The sequence below is a fragment of the Aeromicrobium sp. CF3.5 genome (genome assembly GCF_051262695.1).
Taxonomy (GTDB): Bacteria; Actinomycetota; Actinomycetes; order Propionibacteriales; family Nocardioidaceae; genus Aeromicrobium.
This window is the reverse complement of the sequence record NZ_JBIMEZ010000001.1, coordinates 479,484-500,984: the sequence shown is the minus strand read 5'-3', so window position 1 is coordinate 500,984 and position 21,501 is coordinate 479,484. Positions and strand designations below refer to the sequence as shown.

The 21,501-nt window shown below is 69.9% G+C and carries 20 protein-coding genes; 9 read left to right on the top strand and 11 right to left on the bottom strand.

The window, feature by feature from the left end:
• The first annotated feature begins 7 nt into the window (after window positions 1-7).
• Window positions 8-1,165: an NAD(P)/FAD-dependent oxidoreductase gene (locus ACHAA3_RS02520; protein ID WP_435707360.1), complete on the top strand. Its 1,158-nt coding sequence runs from the start codon at window positions 8-10 to the stop codon at window positions 1,163-1,165.
• Here the strand turns inward: ACHAA3_RS02520 and ACHAA3_RS02515 are convergent.
• Window positions 1,152-2,057, bottom strand: a complete 906-nt coding sequence (locus tag ACHAA3_RS02515) for a LysR substrate-binding domain-containing protein (RefSeq protein WP_435707359.1) — start codon at window positions 2,055-2,057, stop codon at window positions 1,152-1,154. The two genes, ACHAA3_RS02520 and ACHAA3_RS02515, sit on opposite strands and share 14 nt — an antisense overlap.
• Window positions 2,058-2,175: 118 nt before the next feature.
• Between ACHAA3_RS02515 and ACHAA3_RS02510 the strand changes: the two genes are divergently transcribed.
• Genes ACHAA3_RS02510 through ACHAA3_RS02495 form a run of 4 tightly spaced genes read left to right on the top strand, consistent with a single transcriptional unit; the run spans window position 2,176 to window position 9,485 of the window.
• Complete coding sequence (locus tag ACHAA3_RS02510) at window positions 2,176-5,619, top strand: bifunctional proline dehydrogenase/L-glutamate gamma-semialdehyde dehydrogenase (protein WP_435707358.1); 3,444 nt, start codon at window positions 2,176-2,178, stop codon at window positions 5,617-5,619.
• 59 nt (window positions 5,620-5,678) lie between these two features.
• Window positions 5,679-6,671, top strand: a complete 993-nt coding sequence (locus ACHAA3_RS02505; protein ID WP_435707357.1) for an NAD(P)H-dependent flavin oxidoreductase — start codon at window positions 5,679-5,681, stop codon at window positions 6,669-6,671.
• Window positions 6,672-6,675: 4 nt separating this feature from the next.
• Window positions 6,676-8,106, top strand: coding sequence for an NAD(P)/FAD-dependent oxidoreductase (locus tag ACHAA3_RS02500; RefSeq protein ID WP_435707356.1), 1,431 nt, complete (start codon window positions 6,676-6,678; stop codon window positions 8,104-8,106).
• Window positions 8,103-9,485: an NAD-dependent malic enzyme gene (locus ACHAA3_RS02495; RefSeq protein ID WP_435707355.1), complete on the top strand. Its 1,383-nt coding sequence runs from the start codon at window positions 8,103-8,105 to the stop codon at window positions 9,483-9,485. Before ACHAA3_RS02500 ends, ACHAA3_RS02495 begins: the two co-directional genes overlap by 4 nt.
• Before the next feature lie 14 nt (window positions 9,486-9,499).
• On the opposite strand, the gene ACHAA3_RS02490 is transcribed toward ACHAA3_RS02495, so the two are convergent.
• From ACHAA3_RS02490 to ACHAA3_RS02480, 3 genes are read right to left on the bottom strand one after another with little or no spacing between them, the layout of a single operon-like run.
• Window positions 9,500-10,681 (bottom strand): AI-2E family transporter, encoded by a 1,182-nt coding sequence (locus ACHAA3_RS02490; RefSeq protein ID WP_435707354.1) that lies wholly within the window; start codon window positions 10,679-10,681, stop codon window positions 9,500-9,502.
• A 9-nt stretch (window positions 10,682-10,690) separates the two neighbouring features.
• A complete protein-coding gene (locus ACHAA3_RS02485) occupies window positions 10,691-11,368 on the bottom strand; it encodes a uracil-DNA glycosylase (protein ID WP_435707353.1) in 678 nt (225 codons plus the stop codon).
• Window positions 11,365-12,549 carry an MFS transporter gene (locus ACHAA3_RS02480; protein WP_435707352.1) on the bottom strand — a complete coding sequence of 395 codons (1,185 nt, stop codon included), beginning with the start codon at window positions 12,547-12,549 and terminating at the stop codon, window positions 11,365-11,367. The genes ACHAA3_RS02485 and ACHAA3_RS02480 overlap by 4 nt, the downstream gene beginning before the upstream one ends.
• Window positions 12,550-12,597: 48 nt before the next feature.
• On the opposite strand from ACHAA3_RS02480, the gene ACHAA3_RS02475 reads away from it, so the two are divergent.
• The gene (locus ACHAA3_RS02475) at window positions 12,598-13,818 is read left to right on the top strand and encodes an MFS transporter (protein WP_435707351.1); all 1,221 of its coding nucleotides are present in this window, start codon (window positions 12,598-12,600) and stop codon (window positions 13,816-13,818) included.
• Here the strand turns inward: ACHAA3_RS02475 and ACHAA3_RS02470 are convergent.
• Complete coding sequence (locus tag ACHAA3_RS02470; RefSeq protein WP_435707350.1) at window positions 13,815-14,465, bottom strand: LysE family translocator; 651 nt, start codon at window positions 14,463-14,465, stop codon at window positions 13,815-13,817. The genes ACHAA3_RS02475 and ACHAA3_RS02470 overlap by 4 nt on opposite strands.
• Before the next feature lie 93 nt (window positions 14,466-14,558).
• Between ACHAA3_RS02470 and ACHAA3_RS02465 the strand changes: the two genes are divergently transcribed.
• The gene (locus ACHAA3_RS02465) at window positions 14,559-15,131 is read left to right on the top strand and encodes a CGNR zinc finger domain-containing protein (protein ID WP_435707349.1); all 573 of its coding nucleotides are present in this window, start codon (window positions 14,559-14,561) and stop codon (window positions 15,129-15,131) included.
• Here the strand turns inward: ACHAA3_RS02465 and ACHAA3_RS02460 are convergent.
• Together ACHAA3_RS02460 and ald are read right to left on the bottom strand one after the other, a co-directional pair.
• Window positions 15,094-15,318 (bottom strand): hypothetical protein, encoded by a 225-nt coding sequence (locus ACHAA3_RS02460; RefSeq protein ID WP_435707348.1) that lies wholly within the window; start codon window positions 15,316-15,318, stop codon window positions 15,094-15,096. The two genes, ACHAA3_RS02465 and ACHAA3_RS02460, sit on opposite strands and share 38 nt — an antisense overlap.
• Window positions 15,319-15,361: 43 nt before the next feature.
• A complete protein-coding gene (gene ald / locus ACHAA3_RS02455) occupies window positions 15,362-16,462 on the bottom strand; it encodes an alanine dehydrogenase (protein ID WP_435707347.1) in 1,101 nt (366 codons plus the stop codon).
• A 128-nt stretch (window positions 16,463-16,590) separates the two neighbouring features.
• On the opposite strand from ald, the gene ACHAA3_RS02450 reads away from it, so the two are divergent.
• Window positions 16,591-17,058 carry an Lrp/AsnC family transcriptional regulator gene (locus tag ACHAA3_RS02450; RefSeq protein WP_435707346.1) on the top strand — a complete coding sequence of 156 codons (468 nt, stop codon included), beginning with the start codon at window positions 16,591-16,593 and terminating at the stop codon, window positions 17,056-17,058.
• Between the two features lie 4 nt (window positions 17,059-17,062).
• Here ACHAA3_RS02450 and ACHAA3_RS02445 read toward each other — a convergent pair whose 3' ends face one another.
• The gene (locus ACHAA3_RS02445) at window positions 17,063-18,016 is read right to left on the bottom strand and encodes a succinylglutamate desuccinylase/aspartoacylase family protein (protein WP_435707345.1); all 954 of its coding nucleotides are present in this window, start codon (window positions 18,014-18,016) and stop codon (window positions 17,063-17,065) included.
• Window positions 18,013-18,540: an ATP-dependent zinc protease family protein gene (locus ACHAA3_RS02440; protein ID WP_435707344.1), complete on the bottom strand. Its 528-nt coding sequence runs from the start codon at window positions 18,538-18,540 to the stop codon at window positions 18,013-18,015. Before ACHAA3_RS02440 ends, ACHAA3_RS02445 begins: the two co-directional genes overlap by 4 nt.
• 30 nt (window positions 18,541-18,570) lie before the next feature.
• On the opposite strand from ACHAA3_RS02440, the gene ACHAA3_RS02435 reads away from it, so the two are divergent.
• Window positions 18,571-19,761, top strand: a complete 1,191-nt coding sequence (locus tag ACHAA3_RS02435) for a RimK family alpha-L-glutamate ligase (RefSeq protein WP_435707343.1) — start codon at window positions 18,571-18,573, stop codon at window positions 19,759-19,761.
• A 35-nt stretch (window positions 19,762-19,796) separates the two neighbouring features.
• On the opposite strand, the gene ACHAA3_RS02430 is transcribed toward ACHAA3_RS02435, so the two are convergent.
• Together ACHAA3_RS02430 and ACHAA3_RS02425 are read right to left on the bottom strand one after the other, a co-directional pair.
• Entirely contained in the window at window positions 19,797-20,843 is a 1,047-nt protein-coding gene (locus ACHAA3_RS02430) for a GNAT family N-acetyltransferase (protein ID WP_435707342.1), read from the bottom strand.
• A 26-nt stretch (window positions 20,844-20,869) separates the two neighbouring features.
• Window positions 20,870-21,382, bottom strand: coding sequence for an ASCH domain-containing protein (locus tag ACHAA3_RS02425; protein WP_435707341.1), 513 nt, complete (start codon window positions 21,380-21,382; stop codon window positions 20,870-20,872).
• Between the last annotated feature and the right edge of the window lie 119 nt (window positions 21,383-21,501).

Genomic DNA, 21,501 nt, shown 5'->3' with positions numbered 1-21,501 from the left:
GGTGACCATGTCCGCACCGCAGCCCGATCGTGCCGCGGTCGTCATCATCGGTGGCGGGGTCATGGGCCTGAGTACGGCCCAACATCTGGCCCGGGCGGGGGTCGAGGACGTGGTGCTGGTGGAGCGAGGTGCGCTCGGCGAAGGCTCGACGTGCAAGGCGGCTGGGGGAGTGCGATCGCTGTTCTCGGACAGGGTCAACATCGCGATCGGCTTGCGCAGCCTGGAGATGTTCGAGCGGTTCGGCATCGAGATGGACACCGAGATCGACCTGCACCAGGTCGGCTACCTGTTCCTGATCGACGACGCGGATCACGAGGCGGCCCTGGCCGGAGCCGTCGAGCTGCAGAACTCCTTCGGCGTGCCGAGCCGGATGATCGGTCCCGAGGAGGCGAAGCGACTCTCGCCCCTGATCGACACCACTGGTATCCGCTCCGCGGTGTGGTCGCCGCGCGACGGCCACTGCACTCCGGAGTCCGTGGTGCTCGGGTACGCGACCGCGGCTCGACGCCACGGGGTGCAGATCCTGACGGGATGCGAGGTCACCGGCATCGCGACCGAGGACGGCGTCATCACGGGCGTGCACACCTCGACGGGCACCCTCGACACCTCGGTCGTGATCTGCGCTGCCGGTGCCTGGTCGCGCGACATCGCCCGGTCCGCCGGCGTCGACCTGCCGGTCAGCCCGCTGCGTCGCCAGGTCGCGATCACCGAGCCGATCGCTGGCATCGACCCCCGCACGCCGTTCACGGTCGACTTCTCGAGCTCGTTCTACTTCCATCGCGAGGGGGAGGGACTGCTCCTGGGCATGGCTGAGGAGTCGGACGCCTGGGGGTTCGACCTCTCCCGGTCGTCCGAATGGCTCGAGACGCTCGCAGGTGCGATGGAACGACGGCTGCCGAGTCTGGGTGATGTCGGCATCCAGTCGGGCTGGGCGGGTCTGTACGAGATGACGCCCGATCACAACGCGCTGATCGGCGAGTCCGGGGAGGTCTCGCGATTTCTGTACGCGACGGGATTCTCCGGCCACGGATTCCTGATGGGGCCGGCCGTGGGCGAGATCATCTGCGACCTCTACCTGGGCGAGGCCCCGTCGATCGACGTGAGCAGCCTTGCCGCGGACCGCTTCGCGGCCGCCTCGCCGCGCCCCGAGCTCAACATCGTCTGACGCTGACCGTCACCAGGGCGGCCCGGCAGGCGCTGATGGCCGGACGTGCCTGCGCGCCGCGTCGGACCGACGTGAAGATGGTGCGCTCCGGCCGGTCGGGCAGGTCGATGTAGCGGACGGTGTGGCGGGCTTCTGACCGCATCAGGTCGGGCATCAGTGCCACGGCCTGGCCGGCCTCGATCAGCGCGAGGTGCGCGTGCAGGTCCGCGGTCTCGAACCGAATGTCGGGCTCGAACCCGGCCTGGCGACACGCCTGCAGTGCCCAGTGCCGCGACGCTGCGCCGGCCGGCTCCATGACCCACGGTGCGTCGCGCACGTCCAACAGCGAGCCCACGTCGCTCCAGGCCGGATCGCGTGAGGTGGGCGGAACCGCCAGTCGGATCGGGTCGCGCATCAGCTCCTCGCGGTCCAGGCCGTCGTGGTGTGGAGCCGCGTGGTGCGGGTACTGCTCGGCGACGACCAGGTCGAAGTCGCGCATCCACGTGCGCTCCAGCGCGTCCTCGGGCTCGTGCTGGGTCAGCGTCACCCGCAGCTGCGGATGTGCGGCCCGCAACGTGGTCAGCATGGCGGGCATCAGCGACAGGACCACGGACTGGAAGGCCGCCATCCGGACGGTCCCGCTGATCTCCTCGGACACCGTGGCCAGGTCCGACTCGGCAGCCTCGACCGTGCGCAGGATCTCGTCGGTGTGCTCGCACAAGACATGGGCCTCCGGCGTGAGGGTGACTCGGCGGCCGCTCTTGCGCAACAGCTGGGTCCCGGTCTCCCGTTCCAAGGTCGACAGCTGCTGGGAGACCGCGGACGGACTCAGGTGCAGGGCCTCGGCGACCTCGGCCAGGGTGCCGCGCTGACGCAGCTCGAAGAGGATCTGCAGGCGGGCGAGGTTCAGCATGACAATTCCTCAGATTTGCTGATGATCATCAGTCAGAAAACATTGCTTTACCTTACCGTATTTGCGGTTCCATACTCAGGGTGAGTTCCCCGTTCCGCACCGCTGGAGGCCACCCACCGTGTCACCGAACACCCCTGCTGCATCGACCCACGCCGACCACGATCTCGACGGCATCGAGGACCCGGTGCTGGAGCAGGTGCGCGCGTGGCTGGCGGCGTCGGCCGACGTGCCGGTCGACGCCTCCGCTGCCCGCCTCGCGGGCCTGCTGAAGGACCCGAAGGGCCTGCCCTTCACGGTCGGGTTCGTCGACGGCGTGATCCGGCCCGAGGACGTCCGCGTCGCGGCCCGTGCGCTGGCTGCGCTGGCCCGGGACATCCCGGCCTTCATCCCGTGGCACCTGCGCGGTGCGCTGCGGCTCGGCGCGTTCGCCGGCCGCTTCGTGCCGGGTGTCGTGATCCCGGTGGCGCGTCGCGTGCTGCGCCACATGGTGGGTCATCTGGTGATCGATGCCCGCGAGGCGCAGCTGGGTCGCGCCGTCGGACGAATCCGCAAGGACGGGACCCGGCTGAACGTCAACCTCCTGGGAGAGGCCGTGCTCGGCGAGCGCGAGGCCGCACGCCGCCTCGAGGGCACGCGCACGCTGCTCGCCCGCGACGACATCGACTACGTCTCGATCAAGGTGTCCTCGGTCATCGGACCGCACTCGGTGTGGGCCTTCGACGAGGCCGTCGAGCACATCATCGACACGCTCACCCCGCTGTACCAGCTGGCTGCGTCCTCGCCGAAGCGCACGTTCATCAACCTCGACATGGAGGAGTACCGCGACCTCGACCTGACGATGGCCGTGTTCATGCGGATCCTCGACCGACCCGAGCTGAACGACCTCGAGGCGGGCATCGTCCTGCAGGCCTACCTGCCGGACTCCCTCGCCGCGATGATCCGCCTGCAGACGTGGGCGGCCGCCCGTCGCGCCGACGGTGGCGCCGCGATCAAGGTGCGGGTGGTCAAGGGGGCCAACCTGCCCATGGAGCGGGTCGAGGCCGAGCTGCACGACTGGCCGCTGGCGACGTGGTCCAGCAAGCAGGCCTCGGACACCCACTACAAGCGGGTGCTGAACTACGCCTTCGACGCCGAGCGGATCGAGAACGTGCGCGTCGGTGTCGCCGGCCACAACCTGTTCGACATCGCGTTCGCGTGGGTGCTGGCCGGGCGCCGGGGCGTGCGCGACGGCCTCGAGTTTGAGATGTTGCTCGGCATGGCCCAGGAGCAGGCCGCTGCGGTGCGCGACACGGTCGGTGGGCTGCTGCTGTACACGCCGGTCGTGCACCCGCGGGAGTTCGACGTGGCCATCGCGTACCTGATCCGCCGGCTCGAGGAGGGCGCGAGCGCCGACAACTTCATGTCGGCGGTCTTCGAGCTGACCTCGAACGACCGCCTGCTGGAGCGTGAGCGAGCGCGCTTCATGGCGTCGCTGGCCGACCTCGACACCGAGGTGCCGCTGCCGAACCGCCGCCAGGATCGCCGGGCCCCGATCGACGAGAGCCCCATGACTGGGTTCGAGAACATCGCCGACACCGATCCCTCGCTGCCCGGCAACCGTGCGTGGGGACGCGGGCTCCTGGAGCGCATCGACACCTCGCAGGTGGGCGAGCAGGCCGCCGCCGACTGCAACGTCACGACCCGAGAAGAGTTGGAGGTGCTGATCTCGGGCACCCACGCTGCGGCGACGTCGTGGGCCCAGCGGTCCGGTGCCGAGCGCGCTGCCGTCCTGCGGTGCGCAGCCGTGGAGCTGGAGCGCCGCCGCGGCGAGCTGGCCGAGGTGATGGGCAGCGAGTGCGGCAAGACTCTCGACCAGTCCGATCCGGAGATCTCCGAGGCCATCGACTTCGCCAACTTCTACGCCCAGGGCGCAGTGGACCTCGAGCTCGTCGACGGTGCGGTGGCCGTGCCCGTGAAGCTCACGGTGGTCACGCCGCCGTGGAACTTCCCGGTGGCCATCCCGGCCGGATCCACCCTCGCAGCACTCGCTGCGGGCAGCGCCGTGATCATCAAGCCGGCCGCGGAGGCGCGCCGCTGCGGTGCGGTGATGGTCGAGGCCCTGTGGGCCGCTGGCGTCCCGCGCGAGGTGCTGGCGATGGTGCAGCTCAGCGAGTCCGAGCTCGGGCAGCAGCTGGTCGGCGACCCACGGATCGACCGACTGATCCTGACCGGCGCCTACGAGACCGCCGAGCTGTTCCGCTCCTTCCGCACCGACCTGCCCCTGCTGGCCGAGACCAGTGGCAAGAACGCGATCATCGTGACGCCCAGCGCCGACCTGGACCTGGCGGCCAAGGACGTGGCCTCCTCTGCCTTCGGACACGCCGGGCAGAAGTGCTCGGCCGCATCCCTGGTCATCCTGGTCGGCTCGGTGGCCGAGTCGCGACGTTTCAACGACCAGCTGGTCGACGCGGTGCAGTCGTTGACCGTCGGCCGTCCGTCCGATCCAGCCACCCAGATGGGGCCGCTGATCGCACCTGCGGAGGGCAAGCTGCTCGACGCGTTGACGGTGCTGGCACCCGGCGAGCGCTGGGTCGTCGAGCCCACCCGACTCGACGACGACGGCCAGCTGTGGAGTCCCGGCGTCAAGGCCGGTGTGGCGCGGGGGTCGCAGTTCCACCTCGTGGAGTACTTCGGTCCTGTGCTCGGCATCATGCACGCCGCCTCGCTGGAGGAGGCGATGGTCCTGCAGAACGAGGTCGACTACGGCCTCACCGCAGGCATCCACTCGCTCGACGCCGACGAGATCGAGACCTGGCTGGACACCGTGCAGGCCGGCAACCTCTACGTCAACCGCGGCATCACCGGCGCCATCGTGCGCCGCCAGCCTTTCGGCGGCTGGAAGAAGTCGGCCGTCGGCCCGGGCACCAAGGCGGGCGGCCCGAACTACCTGATGGGGCTCGTGGACTGGGCGTCTGCTCCGGCGACCGCCGGTGCGGACCTCGGTGCGTCGGCACTCGGAGTGCAGCGCCTCGCACGTGACCACGCCCTCGACGAGGGCGGTCTGGAGGTGCTCGACCGGTCGCTGCGCAGCGATGCACTCGCCTGGACCGAGGAGTTCTCGCGCTCCACCGACGAGTCCGGGTTGAGCGTGGAGCGCAACGTGTTCCGGTACCGGGCGACACAGACCGGCATCCGTGTCCAGGCGGACGTCCCGCTGGCGCAGAGCTTGCGCATCGCGGCGGCGGGTCTCGTCGCCGGCGCTGCGCCATGGATCTCCTTCGAGACCGACCCGGGCGGCGAGCTGCGCACGGGTCTGACAGCGCTCGGCCTGACGGTCAGCGTCGAGGCGGACGCTGCCTGGTTCGAGCGCTTCGAGGCCTCGGGTCTGCGTCGGGCCCGGGTTCTGGGCATGACGGGTGCGGAGTTCGCCGCCGGTGTGCAGGGCCGTCCCGACCTGGCCGCCTACACGCAGCCTGTCCTCGAGGCGGGCCGCGTCGAGCTGCTGCCGTTCCTCGTCGAGCAGGCCGTCAGCATCACGGCACACCGCTTCGGCACGCCGAACGACCCGGTGGGGCGAGTCTGAAGGCTGCGTCGCGCTCGCTGCTAGTGTGCAACTAGTTGCACACTATGAGGAGATCACCCGTGACACTGCCCGACATCCTGACCCGTCCCATGGCGCTGCCCGTCGTGGCCTCGCCCCTGTTCATCGTGTCCGGTCCCGAGCTGGTCATCGCCCAGTGCACGGCCGGCGTCATCGGTTCGTTCCCGGCGCTGAACGCCCGACCTGCGGCCCTCCTGGACGACTGGCTGCACCGCATCACCGAGGAGAATCTCTCCTTCGCGGCGCACCACCCCGACCAGCCGGTGGCGCCCTTCGCGGTCAACCAGATCGTGCACAAGTCCAACGACCGCCTGGAGGCGGACGTGCAGATGTGTGTGGACCACCAGGTCCCCATCGTCATCACGTCGCTGGGCGCGCGCCCCGAGATCAACGATGCGATCCACTCCTACGGCGGCATCGTGCTGCACGACGTGATCAGCGATCGCTTCGCGCACAAGGCGATCGAGAAGGGCGCCGACGGCCTCATCGCCGTCGCGGCCGGGGCCGGCGGACACGCGGGCGTCACGTCGCCGTTCGCCCTGCTGCGCGAGATCCGTCGGTGGTTCGACGGCCCACTGCTGCTGTCCGGAGCCATCGCGCACGGCGCCTCGATCCTCGCCGCGCAGGTCGCCGGCGCCGACATGGCCTACGTCGGCTCGGCGTTCATGTCGACCCACGAGGCCAACAACGACGACGCCTACAAGCAGATGCTGGTGGACAGCGCCTCGTCCGACATCGTCTACAGCAACCTGTTCACCGGCGTGCACGGCAACTACCTGCGCGGCAGCATCGAGGCCTCGGGCCTCGACCCCGACAACCTGCCCGTCTCGGACCCGTCGGCGATGAACTTCGGCTCCGGCGGCAGCTCCGATGCCAAGGCGTGGCGCGACATCTGGGGATCGGGCCAGGGCATCGGAGCCCTCGACCGGCGCCAGAGCACCGCCGAGCTGGTGCAGCAGCTGCGCCGCGAGTACGACGAGGCACTCGCAGCCCCGATCTTCGACGGACGTGAGCGGGCAGACCTGCGAGGCTGACCCCATGGGACGTCACACCACGGTGTTCGAGCGGCAGCCACCCATCACTGCGCAGATCACGGCCTCGCTGGCTCCGTCCGAGCACCGGGTGTTCTGGCTCGACGACGCCCCGGGAGTCGCCCGTCCGGTGCTCGAGGGGCAGGTCGACGCCGACCTCACGATCGTCGGTGGCGGCTACTGCGGACTGTGGACCGCGGTGCTCGCGAAACGACGGGATCCGTCGGCGCGCGTCGTGCTGCTCGAGGCCGAGTCCGTCGGGTGGGCGGCGTCGGGGCGCAATGGCGGCTTCGCGGAGGCGAGCATCACCCACGGTGCCGAGAACGGTCTGAGTCGATGGCCCGAGGAGTACGAGACGCTCGAGCGACTCGGCCTGGAGAATCTCGACGCGATCGAGCGTGACGTCCGCGACTTGTCCCTGGACTGCCAGTTCGAGCGCACCGGCACGCTGTCGGTCGCCTACGAACCGCACCAGGTGCAGTGGCTGCGTGACGAGGCAGCCCAGGACGAGGCAGGGGGCGAGTTCCTCGACGAGGCGGCCGTGCGCGCTGAGATCGACAGCCCCATCTTCCGCGCCGGACTCTGGTCGAAGGACGACTGCGCTCTGGTTCATCCCATGCGCCTCGTGCACGAGCTCGCTCGCGTCGCCGAGGAGCTGGGAGTCCAGATCCACGAGCACTCGGCCGTCACCGATCTGGACTCCGGGTTGTCCGGTGCGGTCACGGTGCGCACGGCCCGAGGCTCGGTGCGCAGTGCGCGGGTCGCACTGGCCACCAACGTCTTTCGGCCGCTGCTGCGCCGTGCGCGGCTCTCGACGGTGCCGGTGTACGACTACGTGCTGATGAGCGAACCGATGAACGCGCAGCAGCGCGACGCCATCGGCTGGCGCAACCGCCAGGGCGTCGCCGACCTGGCCAACCAGTTCCACTACTCGCGCCTGACGCAGGACGGTCGCATTCTCTACGGCGGGTATGACGCGATCTATCACGCGGGCCGCAAGGTGCGCCCCGAGTACGAGGACCGCGACGAGTCCTACCGGCGTCTCGCGAGCCACTTCTTGACGACCTTTCCCCAGCTCGAGGGCCTGGGGTTCAGCCACCGGTGGGCCGGTCCCATCGACACCTCGACCCAGTTCTGCGCCTTCCACGGCCTGGCCCGGCGCGGCCGCGTGGCCTACGCCGCCGGATTCACCGGGCTCGGCGTGGCGGCCACCCGCTTCGCCGCCGAGGTGATGCTCGACCGGCTCGAGGGGCATGCCACCGAACGCACCGCGCTGGAGATGGTGCGAAAGAAGCCGCTGCCGTTCCCACCCGAACCCGTCGCCGCGATCGGCATCAAGGCGACCACGTGGTCGCTGGACCGCGCCGACCATCGTGAGGGGCGTCGCAACCTGTTGCTGAAGACGCTGGATCGGGTGGGCCTAGGCTTCGACTCATGACCAGTGTGAGCATTTCAAACTCGATCGTCGTGCGGCTGATGCTGCCAGCAGCCAGTCCGGTCAGTGACCTGACCACCGCCGTGGAGCAGGCCGGGGGACAGGTCACCGCCCTCGACGTCTCCTCCTCCTCGCACGACGTGCTGCAGGTCGACCTGACGATCTCCTCGTCCGGACCCGAGCACGCGGGGCGCCTCGTCGATGCGCTGAAGGCCATCGACGACATCGAGGTGTCCAAGGTCTCCGACCGCACCTTCTTGATGCACCTCGGCGGCGTCATCGAGACCAAGTCCAAGCACGCCCTGCGCAACCGCGACGACCTCTCGATGGTCTACACGCCGGGCGTCGCCCGTATCTGTCAGGCGATCGTCGAGGATCCCGAGGACGCCCGTCGCCTCACGATCAAGCGCAACAGCGTCGCGGTCGTCACCGACGGCTCGGCCGTGCTGGGCCTGGGCAACATCGGCCCCAAGGCTGCGCTGCCCGTGATGGAGGGCAAGGCGGCGCTGTTCAAGTCCTTCGCCGGCATCGACGCGTGGCCGCTGTGCCTGGACACCCAGGACGTCGAGCAGATCATCGAGACGGTGGCCGCGATCTCGCCCGGCTTCGCCGGCATCAATCTGGAGGACATCTCGGCGCCGCGATGCTTCGAGATCGAGCAGCGACTGCGTGAGCGCCTCGACATCCCGGTCTTCCACGACGACCAGCACGGCACTGCGGTCGTGGTGCTGGCGGCTCTGCGCAACGCGTTGCGGGTCGTCGGCAAGCAGCTGCCCACGGCTCGCATCGTCCTGGTCGGTGCCGGTGCGGCCGGCACGGCGGTGCTCAAGGTGCTGCTGCACGCCGGAGCCACTGACGTCGTGGTGTGCGACGTGGCAGGCGTCGTGAGCACCGGGCGGCCCGGTCTGCACGAGTCGCTCGTCTGGACCGCCGAGCACACCAACCCGCGCGACGTCACGGGTGGACTGCGCGACGCGCTGCCGGGTGCCGACGTCTTCGTGGGGGTGTCCGCCCCCAACCTGATCGACGCCTCCGACGTCGAGTCGATGGCCGACGACGCCATCGTGTTCGCCCTGGCCAACCCCGATCCGGAGATCGAGCCCGCCATCGCCCGACGGCACGCAGCGGTCGTGGCCACCGGGCGCTCGGACCACCCCAACCAGATCAACAACGTGCTCGCCTTCCCCGGCATCTTCCGCGGGCTGCTGGACTCCCGCAGCCGGGGCATCGGCATGGACGTGCTGACGGCGGCCGCTGATGCCATCGCCGACTCGGTCAGCGCCGACGAGCTGGGGCCGAACTACATCATCCCGAGCGTCTTCCACGCCGAGGTGCACCAGAAGGTCGCCGCCGCGGTGGAGGCGGCGGGCACCCCGTCCTGACCTTCTGCGGTTCCTCAGTCCGACGATTCGGCCGGTCGGGTCGGTGGGCTCGTCTCTGCGGTGATGGTGTCGTCGGCGAGGAGGCTGACGGCGCGTGAGTCCTCGAGCGGAGCCCCCGGACCCACGGCGTGGTCGATCTGCTCGTTGATGTAGCGCAGGACCTCGGCCGCTGTTGCCACGACAGGCACAGCGAGGAAGGCACCGGTGATGCCGAACAGCGTGCCGCCGGCGGTGACGCCGAGCAGCACGACGGCCGGGTGCAGGTTCAGGCTCTTGCCCTGCAGCAGCGGCGACAGGACGTTTCCCTCCAGCTGCTGGACGGCGATGACGATGATCAGCGCGATCAGGGCATCCTGGGGACTGTTGGTCACCAGGGTGACGAGCACGGCGACGAGGCCGCTGATGACGGCACCGACGATCGGGATGTAACCGCCGAAGAAGGTCAGCACGGCCAGCGGGATCGCCAGCTCCACGTCGAGGATGATCAGTCCGGCGCCGATGATGACCGCATCGATGAACGAGACCAGGGTCTGGGTGCGGATGAAGCCGCCGAGAGTGCCCCATGAGCGGCCCATCACGGCACCCACGTGCTCGCCGGCGCGCTTGCCGCCGAGGGTGCGGGCCCAGGGACCGAACTTGTGACCGTCCTTGACGAAGTAGAACGTCAGCAGCAAGATCACGACGAAGTTGATGATCACCGAGGTGGCGGCACTGATCGTGCTGAACACGCCCGCGCTGATGGCGGCCGCACTGTCCTGGAGCCGGTCCTGCACGGCCGAGATCGCCTGCGTGATCTGCCCCTCGGACAGGTTCAACGGTCCGCCGGTGACCCAGTCGCGCACCTGCTGCAGGCCGTCGGATGCTCCTTGGGCGATGGCGCTTGACTGTCCGGCCACCTGCGGCGTGAGTGCCACCACGATGCCGACGACCGCGGCGATGAAGCCGAGCATCACGACGGCCGCAGCCAGCGCCGAAGGCCAGCCCTTGCCCCGCAGCCAGCTGGCCAGGGGCTGGAGCAGGCTGGTGATGACCAGCGCGATCGCGGCCGGGAAGACGATCACCCACAGCTGACCGATCACCCACCCCGCCAGGAACAGCGCGGCACCGATGATCACGATGCGCAGGGCCCAGCGCTGCATGCCGCCGACGGCGTCATCGATCACGACGGCCCGGTCGCGCACTCGCTCCTCGTTCATCGGGCCAGCCTAGGTCGTCAGCCGCCAGTCGACCGGTTGCGCACCTTGGGCGGCCAGGACGTCGTTGGTCCGGCTGAAGGGTCTCGACCCGAGGAAGCCTCGGTGGGCCGAGAGCGGGCTGGGGTGCGAGGACATGATCGTGGGAGTGTCGCCCAGCATCGGGACGAGGGTCTGTGCCGGCTTGCCCCACAGGATCGCGACGAGTGGTGCAGGCCGCGCGACGAGCGCCTCGATGGCCCGGGCGGTGACGGCCTCCCAGCCGCGCCCGCGGTGACTGTTGGCCTCGTGCGGCTGCACGGTGAGCACCCGGTTGAGCAGCAGGACGCCCTGCTCGGCCCACGCGGTGAGGTCGCCGTGCGGCGCCGGCGCGATGCCCAGGTCCGACTCGAGCTCGGCGTAGATGTTGGCGAGGCTGCGGGGGACCGGCCTGACGTCAGGACGCACGGAGAACGACAGACCCATGGCGTGCCCCGGAGTGGGGTAGGGATCCTGGCCCACGATCAGCACCCGCACGTCGGCCATCGGCTCGGCGAACGCGCGCAGCACGTCGCCCGCGGCCGGCAGGTAGCTGCGCCCGGCCTCGTTCTCGGCGCGCAGAAAGTCACCCATCGCCGAGATCTCGTCAGCGACGGGCTCGAGGGCGTCAGCCCAGTCGCTCGCCATCAGGTCGTGCAGGGGACGGTTCACGGGACCAGCTCTCGCTCGGGTTCGGACAGGGCCCGCCGCGCCAGCAGGGCGGCGAGCACGCAACCGGCGATCGGCAGGGCGAAGGCGGTGGTGAGGGAGATCCAGCGGGTCGCGATGCCGATGAGGGCCGGGCCGGCGAGCATGCCGACGTAGCCGAAGCTGGTGACGCGAGCCATGTACAGCCCCGCATTGGCCGGGTCGATGCGCCCGGCGGCACTGAAGAACTGCGGGACGCACCCGGCCAGCCCGACCCCGAACACGGCCCATCCGACGATCGCGATCCACGGGGTGGGGGCCAGGGTCGCCGTGGTCAGGCCCACGGCACCCACGAGTGCGGCGCGCTGCACGTAGGCCGCCGGGCCGATGCGCGCCACGATGCGGTCGGCCACGAGCCGCACGATCGTCATCGTGACCGAGAAGGCGCCGAAGGCCCACGCCGCGACGGACTTGTCGGCGTCGAGGACGTCGTGCAGGTGCACGGTGCTCCAGTCGTAGGCGACTCCTTCGCTGAGGAACAGCGCGAAGGCCAGCACGGCGATCAGCAGGACGCGCGGGCTCCAGCCGGTCCTGCCGCCAGGGTCGGCAGGCGAGGACGATGCCACGACGTCACGCGTGGAGGGCGCGATCAGGTGACGTCCGAAAGCCACGCTCGCCACGGCCCCCAGAGCGGCGCTCAGCCCGAGGGTCCAGCGCAGGTCGACGCCTGCCCCGATCGCGCTACCGCCCACGACGGCCGCGAGCAGTCCCCCGAGCGAGAACATGGCGTGGAAGGCACTCATGATGGGACGCTGGTAGGCGGTCTCGACCTCCACGGCGTGCGAGTTCTGACCCACGTCGACGAACCCGTTGGCGAGGCCGACCAGGGCCAGTGCAACGGCCAGTCCGGGAATACTGGTCGACCACGCCGGGCCGATGAGGGACAGGCTCAGTGCGACGCACGCCGACCTGGTGATCACGCCGCTGCCGAACCGGTCGATCAGTCGTCCCGCGGCCTGCATGCCGACCAGGGCCGCGCCGCCGAGCAGCAGGATCAGGTAGCCCAGCTGTTCGGTGCTGGCTCCCGTGCGGTCACGGATCTCGGGGATGTTGACGACCCACAGACCCAGCACGTAGCCGTTGAGCGCGAAGAACCCGAACGTCGCGATCCGCGCCCGCCTCACGCTGGCCTCGATCGATGGCATGGCTCCCATGCTACGGACGGGGATCGGCCCGCTAGAGTGTGCTCCGCAGTGTCAGCAGTTGCCGCCTACCGCGCGTTGTTGCGGATCGTCGGGCCCGCCTACATCTTTGTAGCCTTCCTCGGGCGAATTCCGCTTGCCATGAGCCAGCTCGGCGTGCTCGTGCTCGTCAGCTCGACGACAGGTCGTTACGGTGCGGGCGGAGTGGCCGCGGGCATCCTGGCCGTCGCCAACGCACTGGGCTCTCCTCTGGCCGGAGCGTTGGCCGACCGCATCGGGCAGCGACCCGTCGTGCTCGTCCAGTCGCTGGTCGGCGCCGCTGGTCTCGTCGCGATCGTGCTGGTGACCGAACCGGGCGCCTCGCTGGCGCTCATCTACACGGCTGCCGGCATCACCGGTCTGGCGCTCCCGCAGGTCGGTCCGTTGGCGCGCGTGCGGTGGCGACCGATCACGCGCGACGCGCGCGACCAGCGGCGTCTGATCGATGCGGCGTTCTCCTACGAGGGTGCCGCCGACGAGGCCTCGTTCGTGCTCGGCCCGGCGCTGATCGGCGTGCTGGCCGTGGTGGCTGCACCAGCCGGCGCACTGGTCGCGGCCGCGGTGATGCTGGCCGTGTTCGGCACGTGGTTCGCCCTGCATCCCACCTCGGCCCTGGTGGCTCGCAACGCGGTCATCGGCGAAGGGTCGTCGGGAGGAGCCATGTGGACCGTGCCGTTCTTCGTGCTCGCCCTGGCGCAGATGTGCGTCGGCATGATCTTCGGCAGCGTGCAGACCGGCACCACGGTGCTCGCGACCGCTGCCGGGCAGGCCGGTGTCGCCGGTCTGATCCATGCGGTGCTCGGAATCGGCAGCGTGATCGCGGGTCTGGCGATCACCGGACTGCCCGAGCGGATCCTCTACGCGACACGCATGCTGGTCGCGGCGGCCGGCCTGCTGATCCTGTCGCTGCCGTTGCTCGCCGTCGACTCATTGACCTCGCTGATCGCGGTCATCGCCCTGCTGGGATTCGCGGTGGCGCCGTACATGATCAGCAACTTCGCACTGGCCGGCATCCTCGTGCCGGTGCGGCGGGTCGGTACCGCCATGACGTTGCTGGCGGGAGCCACGGGCATCGGGTACGCCCTGGGTGCCTCGGTGGCCGGCCAGCTCGCCGATTCAGGCGGCCACCGTCCGGCCTTCGCGGTCACGGTGTTCGCCGGGGGATTCGCTCTGGTGCTGGCCGCTGTCGCCAACCGACGGCTGCGCGAGGCAGTTCCGCAGGCCCACGTCTAGCCGAGGGCCGACCCGGCCAGCACGTCCGTCAGGACGACCACCGCGAGCGCGACGTAGACCGTGCCTGCGAGGTAGCCCAACGCGGCGCCGGCCGTCCGCGATCCCTTGAGCCGCTCGTGGAGGGAGCCCGCCAGCACCCCGATGGCCCCGTAGAGGACGACCTCGGTGAGCACGTTGACTGCTCCCAGCATGGCCAGCTGCAGCGCAGGGTTCTGGGCATCGCCCAGGAACTGCGGGAGGACGGACAGGAAGAACAGGAGCACCTTGGGATTGGCCAGGCTGACCAGCACGCCCCGGAGATATGGACGTCCCGTCGACGGGGGAGCATGGCCGGCGGCAGTGGCTCGCGCCGAGCCGACGGTCTGCACCGCCAGCCACACCAGGTAAGCCGCTCCCGCCAGCTTCACGGCGTCGAACAGCAGCGGCTGCGACTCGGCGGCCCGCCCGACCCCGACGACCACGGCGACTGCGTACACGCTCATGCCCGTCCCTATGCCGAGGATCGCCGCCAGGGCAGATCGGCGGCCACGGTCCAGACCGATGGCCAGCATGTACGCCATGTCGGGTCCGGGCGGGGCGAGGAACAGCGCGATCACGGCGATGAACCCCGGCAATACCGCGACATCGACCTGACCGGTGGACAGCATGGATTCCCCCAGACGGCGCGGTCCTCAGGTATGAACCGGCTAAGACGGTTCTATCAGCACGTCAGGCAAACGGCAACCGGCTAAGGTGGTTCCATGCCAAAGACACTCCCGGACTTCCGCCCGGGAGGCGTGCTGGCCACGAGCTTCACCGGCACGCTGTCGGAGCGTCACGGCACGCCGGTGGAACGTCTTCCTACCCGGCAGCGGCTGGTCGATTGGCTGGGCGAGCACGGACTGGCCGTGCGCTCCTGCAGTGCTGCCCAGCTCGACCTCGCCCGAGAGCTCCGGGAGGCGATCCACCTCGTCGCGACGGCGGCCGCCACCGGAGACGGTCAGCCGCCATCCGCCGTCCGGGTCGTCAACGACTGCAGCGCCCGGGGAACCGCAGCGGCCCTCCTGGCGGCCGACGGCGAGCGCCAGTGGCGACTCGGCACGCAGTCGTGCGTCGACGACGCGCTCGGGGTGGTCGCCGCCGACGCGATCAGCCTCGTGGCCGGAGAGCGTGACGGGCGGCTGGCCCTGTGCGCGTCGCCCACCTGCCGCGCCGTCTTCCTCGACACCAGCCAGAGCCGCACCCGCCGCTGGTGCGACATGAACACGTGCGGCAACCGGCAGAAGAAGGCACGGCTCAGGGCCAGGAATGCCGACGTCGCCACACCCCGATGACGGCGGCGACCGCAGCCTGGGTGCCGGCCAGGATCGCGAACAGCCACAGCACGAAGGTCAGGGACAGGCCGACCCGCGACGTGAGACCCGACGACACCTGCGCGAGCAGGACGAGCACGACCGCGCACGCGGCCGCCCGCCGCGCGAGGCCGAGCTCTCGCACGCCCGGGTGCTCGTGGTCGCTCATGCCGCCAGTGAACCGCGAATCACCGCTGCAAGCAGGTCGAGCGTCAGACCGAGGTCGTCGGCAACCCGAGCGCCTCGCCGACGGCCGTGTTCAGCAGGGCGCCCTCGTGGCTGCTCAGACCGGCAGCGAGAGCGGGGTCGTCGGCGGTCGCCTGCCGCCAGCCGCGGTCGGCCAGGGCCACGACGTGGGGCAGCGTGACGTTGGTCAGGGCGAAGGTCGAGGTGCGCGGCACGGCGCCCGGCATGTTCGCCACGCAGTAGAAGATGGAGTCGTGCACCGCGAACGTCGGGTCGTCGTGGGTGGTGGGACGTGAGCTCTCGAAGCATCCGCCCTGGTCGATCGCGATGTCGACCAGCACGGAGCCGGGCCGCATGCGCGAGACCAGGTCGTCGCTGATCAGCGTGGGTGCCTTGGCGCCCGGCACCAGCACGGCGCCGATCACGAGATCGGCCCCGAGCACCGCCTGCTCGACCGCGAGCGAGTTCGAGGCGACCGTGGTGACGCGGCCGCCGAAGCGCGCGTCGACCTGTCGCAGGCGCGGGACGTCGAGATCGAGGATCTCCACGCGCGCACCCATGCCGCGGGCCACCTCGGCGGCATTGACGCCCGAGACCCCGGCCCCGATGACCACGACATCGGCCGGATGCACGCCGGGCACTCCGCCCGGCAGGACACCGCGACCGCCCTGGCTTGCCAGCAGGTGGTGGAAGCCGGCCTGGGGTGCGAGCTTGCCCGCGACCTCCGACATGGGGGCGAGCAGCGGCAGCGACCCGTCAGGCCGTTGCACCGTCTCGTAGGCGATCGACGTGGTGCCGGCCGCCAGCAGGGCGTCGGTGCACGGCCGGCTGGCGGCCAGGTGCAGGTAGGTGAACAGCGTCTGACCCGCGCGGAGCCGGTGGTACTCGGCCTCGATCGGCTCCTTGACCTTGAGCACCAGCTCGGCCGCTCCCCACACCTCGTCCGCGGTGCCGAGGATGGTGGCGCCGGCCGTGACGAACTCGTCGTCGGAGATCGACGACCCCGCGCCGGCACCTGTCTCGATGACCACCTCGTGGTCGCGGCGGACCAGCTCGTGCACGCCGGCCGGGGTGATGGCCACGCGGTACTCGTGGTTCTTGATCTCGCGGGGGACGCCGACGACCATGCGCTACTCCTCAGAGTGGAAAGAAGTCCAGCCTGAAGGAACTGCCGGCGCTCGTCCATCCAGCTGCAGAACATTCTGCAAGAATGATTTTGAGCGAACGATCATCGTTTTCAGATCCGGGAGAGTCGATGCAGTCGAAGGATGTTCAGGGGCGGCTCGACGACGTCGACCGCCGCATCGTCGACGCCGTGCGCCGGTCGGGACGACTGCCCAACAACGCTCTGGCCGCCCAGGTGGGGATCGCGGCGTCGACGTGCCTGACGCGGTTGCGGTCGCTGGTCGACCGGGGCGTCATCTCCGGCTTCCACGCCGAGGTGGCGCCCGTGTGGATCGGTCGGCCGATCGAGGCCATGATCGCCGTGCGGCTGCGCGCCGAGGGGCGAGCCGCGATGTCGGAGTTCTTCGACCGGGTGGCTGCGATGGACCCGGTGATCAACGCCTACTACCTGGCCGGCGCGGACGACTTCCACCTGCACGTCGCGGCCGAGTCGACCGACGCGCTGCGCGAGTTCGTGACCGACCGGCTGAGCACCCAGCCCGAGGTGGCGCACACCGAGACCAATTTGATCTTCGCCCACCAGCGCGGCGGGGCCTGATCGCCTACTCGATCTCGGCGATGTGGATGACTGCGTCGCCGCTGTTGACGAGGGGCGCCTCGGTGTGTCCGACGACGACTCCGGAGCGGTCGGCGTGTACGAGGCGCACGCGTTTGCCGAAGGAGTCGAACAGGCCGCCGAGCCGCTCGCCCTTCGCGACCGTCTGGCCGAGTCGGGCCTCCAGGTGCAGCATTCCGGTGCCGCGGGCCCGCACCCACCCGCTGCGCCAGGTCTCCTGGCTGGGGGTGGGTGAGTCCTCGGCGACCGGTTCGGTCATGCCGAGGTGGGCCAGCACGCGGCGCACCCCGATCACGCCTGCGTCGACGGCCCACGGGTCCATGCGCCACGCCTCGCCGGCTTCGTACAGCAGGACCTTGGCGCCGCGTTCGCCCGCGGCGTGCCGCAGCGATCCGTCGCGGATGCGGGCGTGCATCATGACCGGTGCGGCGAAGGCCTCGGCGAGCTCGCGGGTCTCGGCGTCCTCGAGATCGGCCCGGATCTGCGGCAGGTTGGTGCGCCGGTCCGAGCCGGTGTGCAGGTCGATGCCGACGGTGCACTTGGCGACGACCTCGTTCATCATCAGGTGGGCGATGCGGCCTGCCAGGGATCCACGGGCGGAGCCGGGGAACGACCGGTTCAGGTCGCGGCGGTCCGGCAGGTAGCGATCGCCGGTCATGAAGCCGAGCACGTTGACGATCGGGATCGCGATGAGCGTGCCGCGCAACGTCTTGGGATCCAGATCGGCCAGCACCTGGCGGACCACCTCGACCCCCACGGCCTCGTCGCCGTGGATCGCAGCGTTGATCCAGACGGTCGGGCCGTCCTCGCGGCCGTGCACGACGCGCACCGGCAACTCGACCTCGGCGCCGGTGACCAGACGGGTGATGGGCAGCGAGACCGAGCGCTTCATGCCGGGGCGGACCCGGATGGAGCCGATTTCGAACGACGGGCGGTTCATCCACGTCCTCGGTTGCGGCGGCGGACCGCGAGGGGTGGCCGCCCGGCGGTGTAGGAGCGGGCCGGGTCGATCAGGTATCCCTGACGCAGCGCCTCGCGGCCCAGCAGCATCCGGAACCCCATCTCGTCGCGTCGGCTGAGCGTCATCTCGACGGTGATGGTGCGTCCGGCCAGCGTGATCTGGGTGGGGACCACCAGGCGCTCCTCGCTGTGTCCCGAGGAGCTGCGCACCTCGCGCCGATCGATCACGGGGCTCTCGACGGAGACCGGGTCGGCGTCCGATCCCTGCCAGGGGTGCACGACGTACTGCACCCACAGCTGTCCGTCACGCTCGGACTCGACGAGGTCGAAGGCATGGATCGCCGAGGAGCGGGCGCCGGTGTCGAGCTTGGCCTTGATCCACGGGACTGCGATGTCGGGCAGCGTCACCCATTCGCGCCACCCGACGGGGGTGCTGCTCGGCGACGTCGCATCGCCGGTCGTACCGTGGGATGTACCGGGCTGCCCCGACATCTGCCCCGTCATCTGACCCCTTCCCTATCGCCTCGAGGATCCATGAAGCTCGCCATCTTGTCCCGCGCTCCCCGCTCGTACAGTACGCAGCGGCTGCGCACGGCTGCGCTCGACCGGGGTCATGACGTCAAGGTCCTCAACACCTTGCGTTTCGGCATCGACCTGGCAGGGGACGAGCCGGACCTGCAGTTCCGCGGCAAGCGGCTGTCGCAGTACGACGCGATCCTGCCGCGCATCGGCAACTCGGTCACCTACTTCGGCACGGCCGTGGTGCGCCAGTTCGAGCAGATGGACGTGTACACCCCCAACACCTCGTGGGGCATCATCAACTCGCGCGACAAGCTGCGCGGCACGCAGATCCTGTCGCGCCACCAGATCGGGATGCCGGCCACCACGTTCGTGCGCGATCGCGGGGACGTGATCTCGGCGATCGAGCGCGTCGGCGGCGCACCGGTGGTCATCAAGCTGCTCGAGGGCACCCAGGGCATCGGCGTCATCCTCGCGCCCGACATCAAGGTCGCCGAGGCGATCATCGAGACCCTGCAGAGCACCAAGCAGAACGTGCTGATCCAGCGGTTCGTGGCCGAGAGCAAGGGTCGCGACATCCGCGCTCTGGTGGTGGGCGACCGGGTCGTGGCGGCCATGCGGCGCGTGGCGAAGGGCGATGAGTTCCGCTCCAACGTGCATCGCGGCGGATCGGTCGAGAAGGTCACCCTCGATCCTGAGTACGAGAAGGTGGCCGTGCGTTCGGCGCAGATCATGGGGTTGCGGGTCGCCGGTGTCGACATGCTCGAGGGCAACGAGGGGCCCCTGGTGATGGAGGTCAACTCCTCGCCGGGCCTGGAGGGCATCGAGCGTGCCACCGATCTCGACGTCGCCGGCTCGATCATCGACTTCATCGACAACCAGGTCGCCTTCCCCGAGATCGACGTGCGCCAGCGGCTCACCGTCTCGACCGGCTACGGCGTGGCCGAGATCCTCGTGCAGTCCGCGTCAGACATCGTCGGCAAGCCTCTGGGCGAGTCGGGCCTGCGCGAGCGCGACGTGAGCGCGCTGACCCTGCAGCGCGGCACCAGCGTCATCCCCAACCCGGGCCCGTCGCACGTGCTCGAGGCCGGTGACCGCCTGCTGTGCTTCGGCAAGCTCGAGGAGATGCGCTCGATGATCCCCAACCGCCGCAAGCGCACGCGCCGGCTCAAGAAGCTTCCGGCCGAGCCCATTCACGACGCGTAGGAGTCACGACGCGTAGGAGTCACGACGCGTAGGAGTCACGACGGGTCGAGGGTGATGTCCTTGAACCACGAGTCGGTGGCGTAGTCGGTGACCCAGCCCATCGACAGGTAGAGCTGGTCGGCCTTGGTGGGGGAGTCGTCGTCGACCTCGAGGCCGACACGATCCCAGCCGCGCTCGGCGGTGTCGGCGATCACGGTGCCCAGCAGCGACTTGGCCACGCCGCGACCGCGGGCCACCCTGTTGACGCCGATGTACTCGACGTAGGAGCCCGGGGTGCCACCCTCGGGGGCCGCGCCCACGGTGCAGACCACCGTGCCGGCGGCGACCGGATCGCTTCCGTCCTGCGGATCGACGTAGGCCAGCCACCAGTGGTCCCAGCGGTGGCCCGGTTCTTCGCGGAGGCGCTGCACGAATTCGGAGAAGCTCTCGCGGTAGGAGTTGAAGTGGTCCTCGAAGGACTCCTCGAGCATCTGGTGCACGATCTGCAGGTCCGAGGCGACCGGGAAGCCGTTCTCGTGGCGTTCGACGCGACGCACCGTGACGCCCTCACGCGGGACGAACGGGGTGTCGTCGCTCGTGGTGGGACGCTCCATGTGCAGCCAGGTGCGGCGCTTGCTGTAGCCGGCGCGCTCGAGCCAGCCGGCCTGACGCGAGTCGGTGGCGAAGGGGCTCTCGTCGAGTCGGGTCTCCTCGACGCCGCGCATGCGCGCCATCACGATGGCAGCGTCCTCGGCCCAGGCGTAGAACGCGTCGGCGATCTCGTCGACCTCCGGCACGTCGCGGTCGAAGTAGCCCCAGATCAGCGCCCGACCCGCGGCCCGGTCGTGCACCGTGATCCAGGCACGAGGGATGTCGTCGTCGCCGACGGCGACCAGCTGGCGGCGCGTCCAGGACGCCTGGCCCGCGACCTCGGACTCGATGCCGGCGGGATCGATGTGTGCCGATCCCGTGCCTTGCACCTCGTCGAGGTGGCGCAGGGCGACCAGCGCATCGATGTCGTCGTAGCCGGGGACTCGGGCGGTCCAGGCGCCCGGAAGTACCGGTGGTTCAAGGATGGGATCAACGCTCGTCGTGTCGGTCATCGCGTTCCATTCTCCCCGAAACGCATTCAGCGCGGGTAGAGGACCCGGAATCGTTCGAGTACCACCGGCATCTGAGGGCTGAATCCCTGGTCGTGGGTGGCGAACTCGGTGAAGAAGCGTTCGTGCACCTCACGCCAGTAGTCCAGGGTGAGGTCGCCCTCGCCCTCGAGTCGGGCGTGCTCGGCATCGACCTCGTCGAACGGTGTGACCTCGACCGACATCGTCTCGATCAGGACGCGCGGGTGATCGGCTCCGTCGAGGATGATGTGCAGGTCGCCGACCTGAGGCAGCGGCTCGTCCTCGCTCTCGTAGTCCCACAGGGCGCCCGCGGTGGCGGTCTTGGTACCGGAGAGCACGAGGGACAGCAGGTCATCGGCCTGTTCGGGGGTGCCGCCGAACGACCAGGCGGGCGGCGACAACGCCTCAGCGGCGTAGGTGCCCAAGTAGCCGGGAACCGGATTCGTGCGGGTCTGGTGGCGGGCGGCCTCCCAGAAGCGGTCGAGCTCCTCGGCTGCGTCGGGCACTGCGGGGTCGGTCATGACCTCAGCGTGTCAGATGCTCCCGCGCGGGCCCTCACTTCCGAGCGGTGGCGCAGCGTCCCATCCCGGCCCTCGACAGGACGCCAAGCCACCGCCACCGGCGGCAATAGGACGCTAAG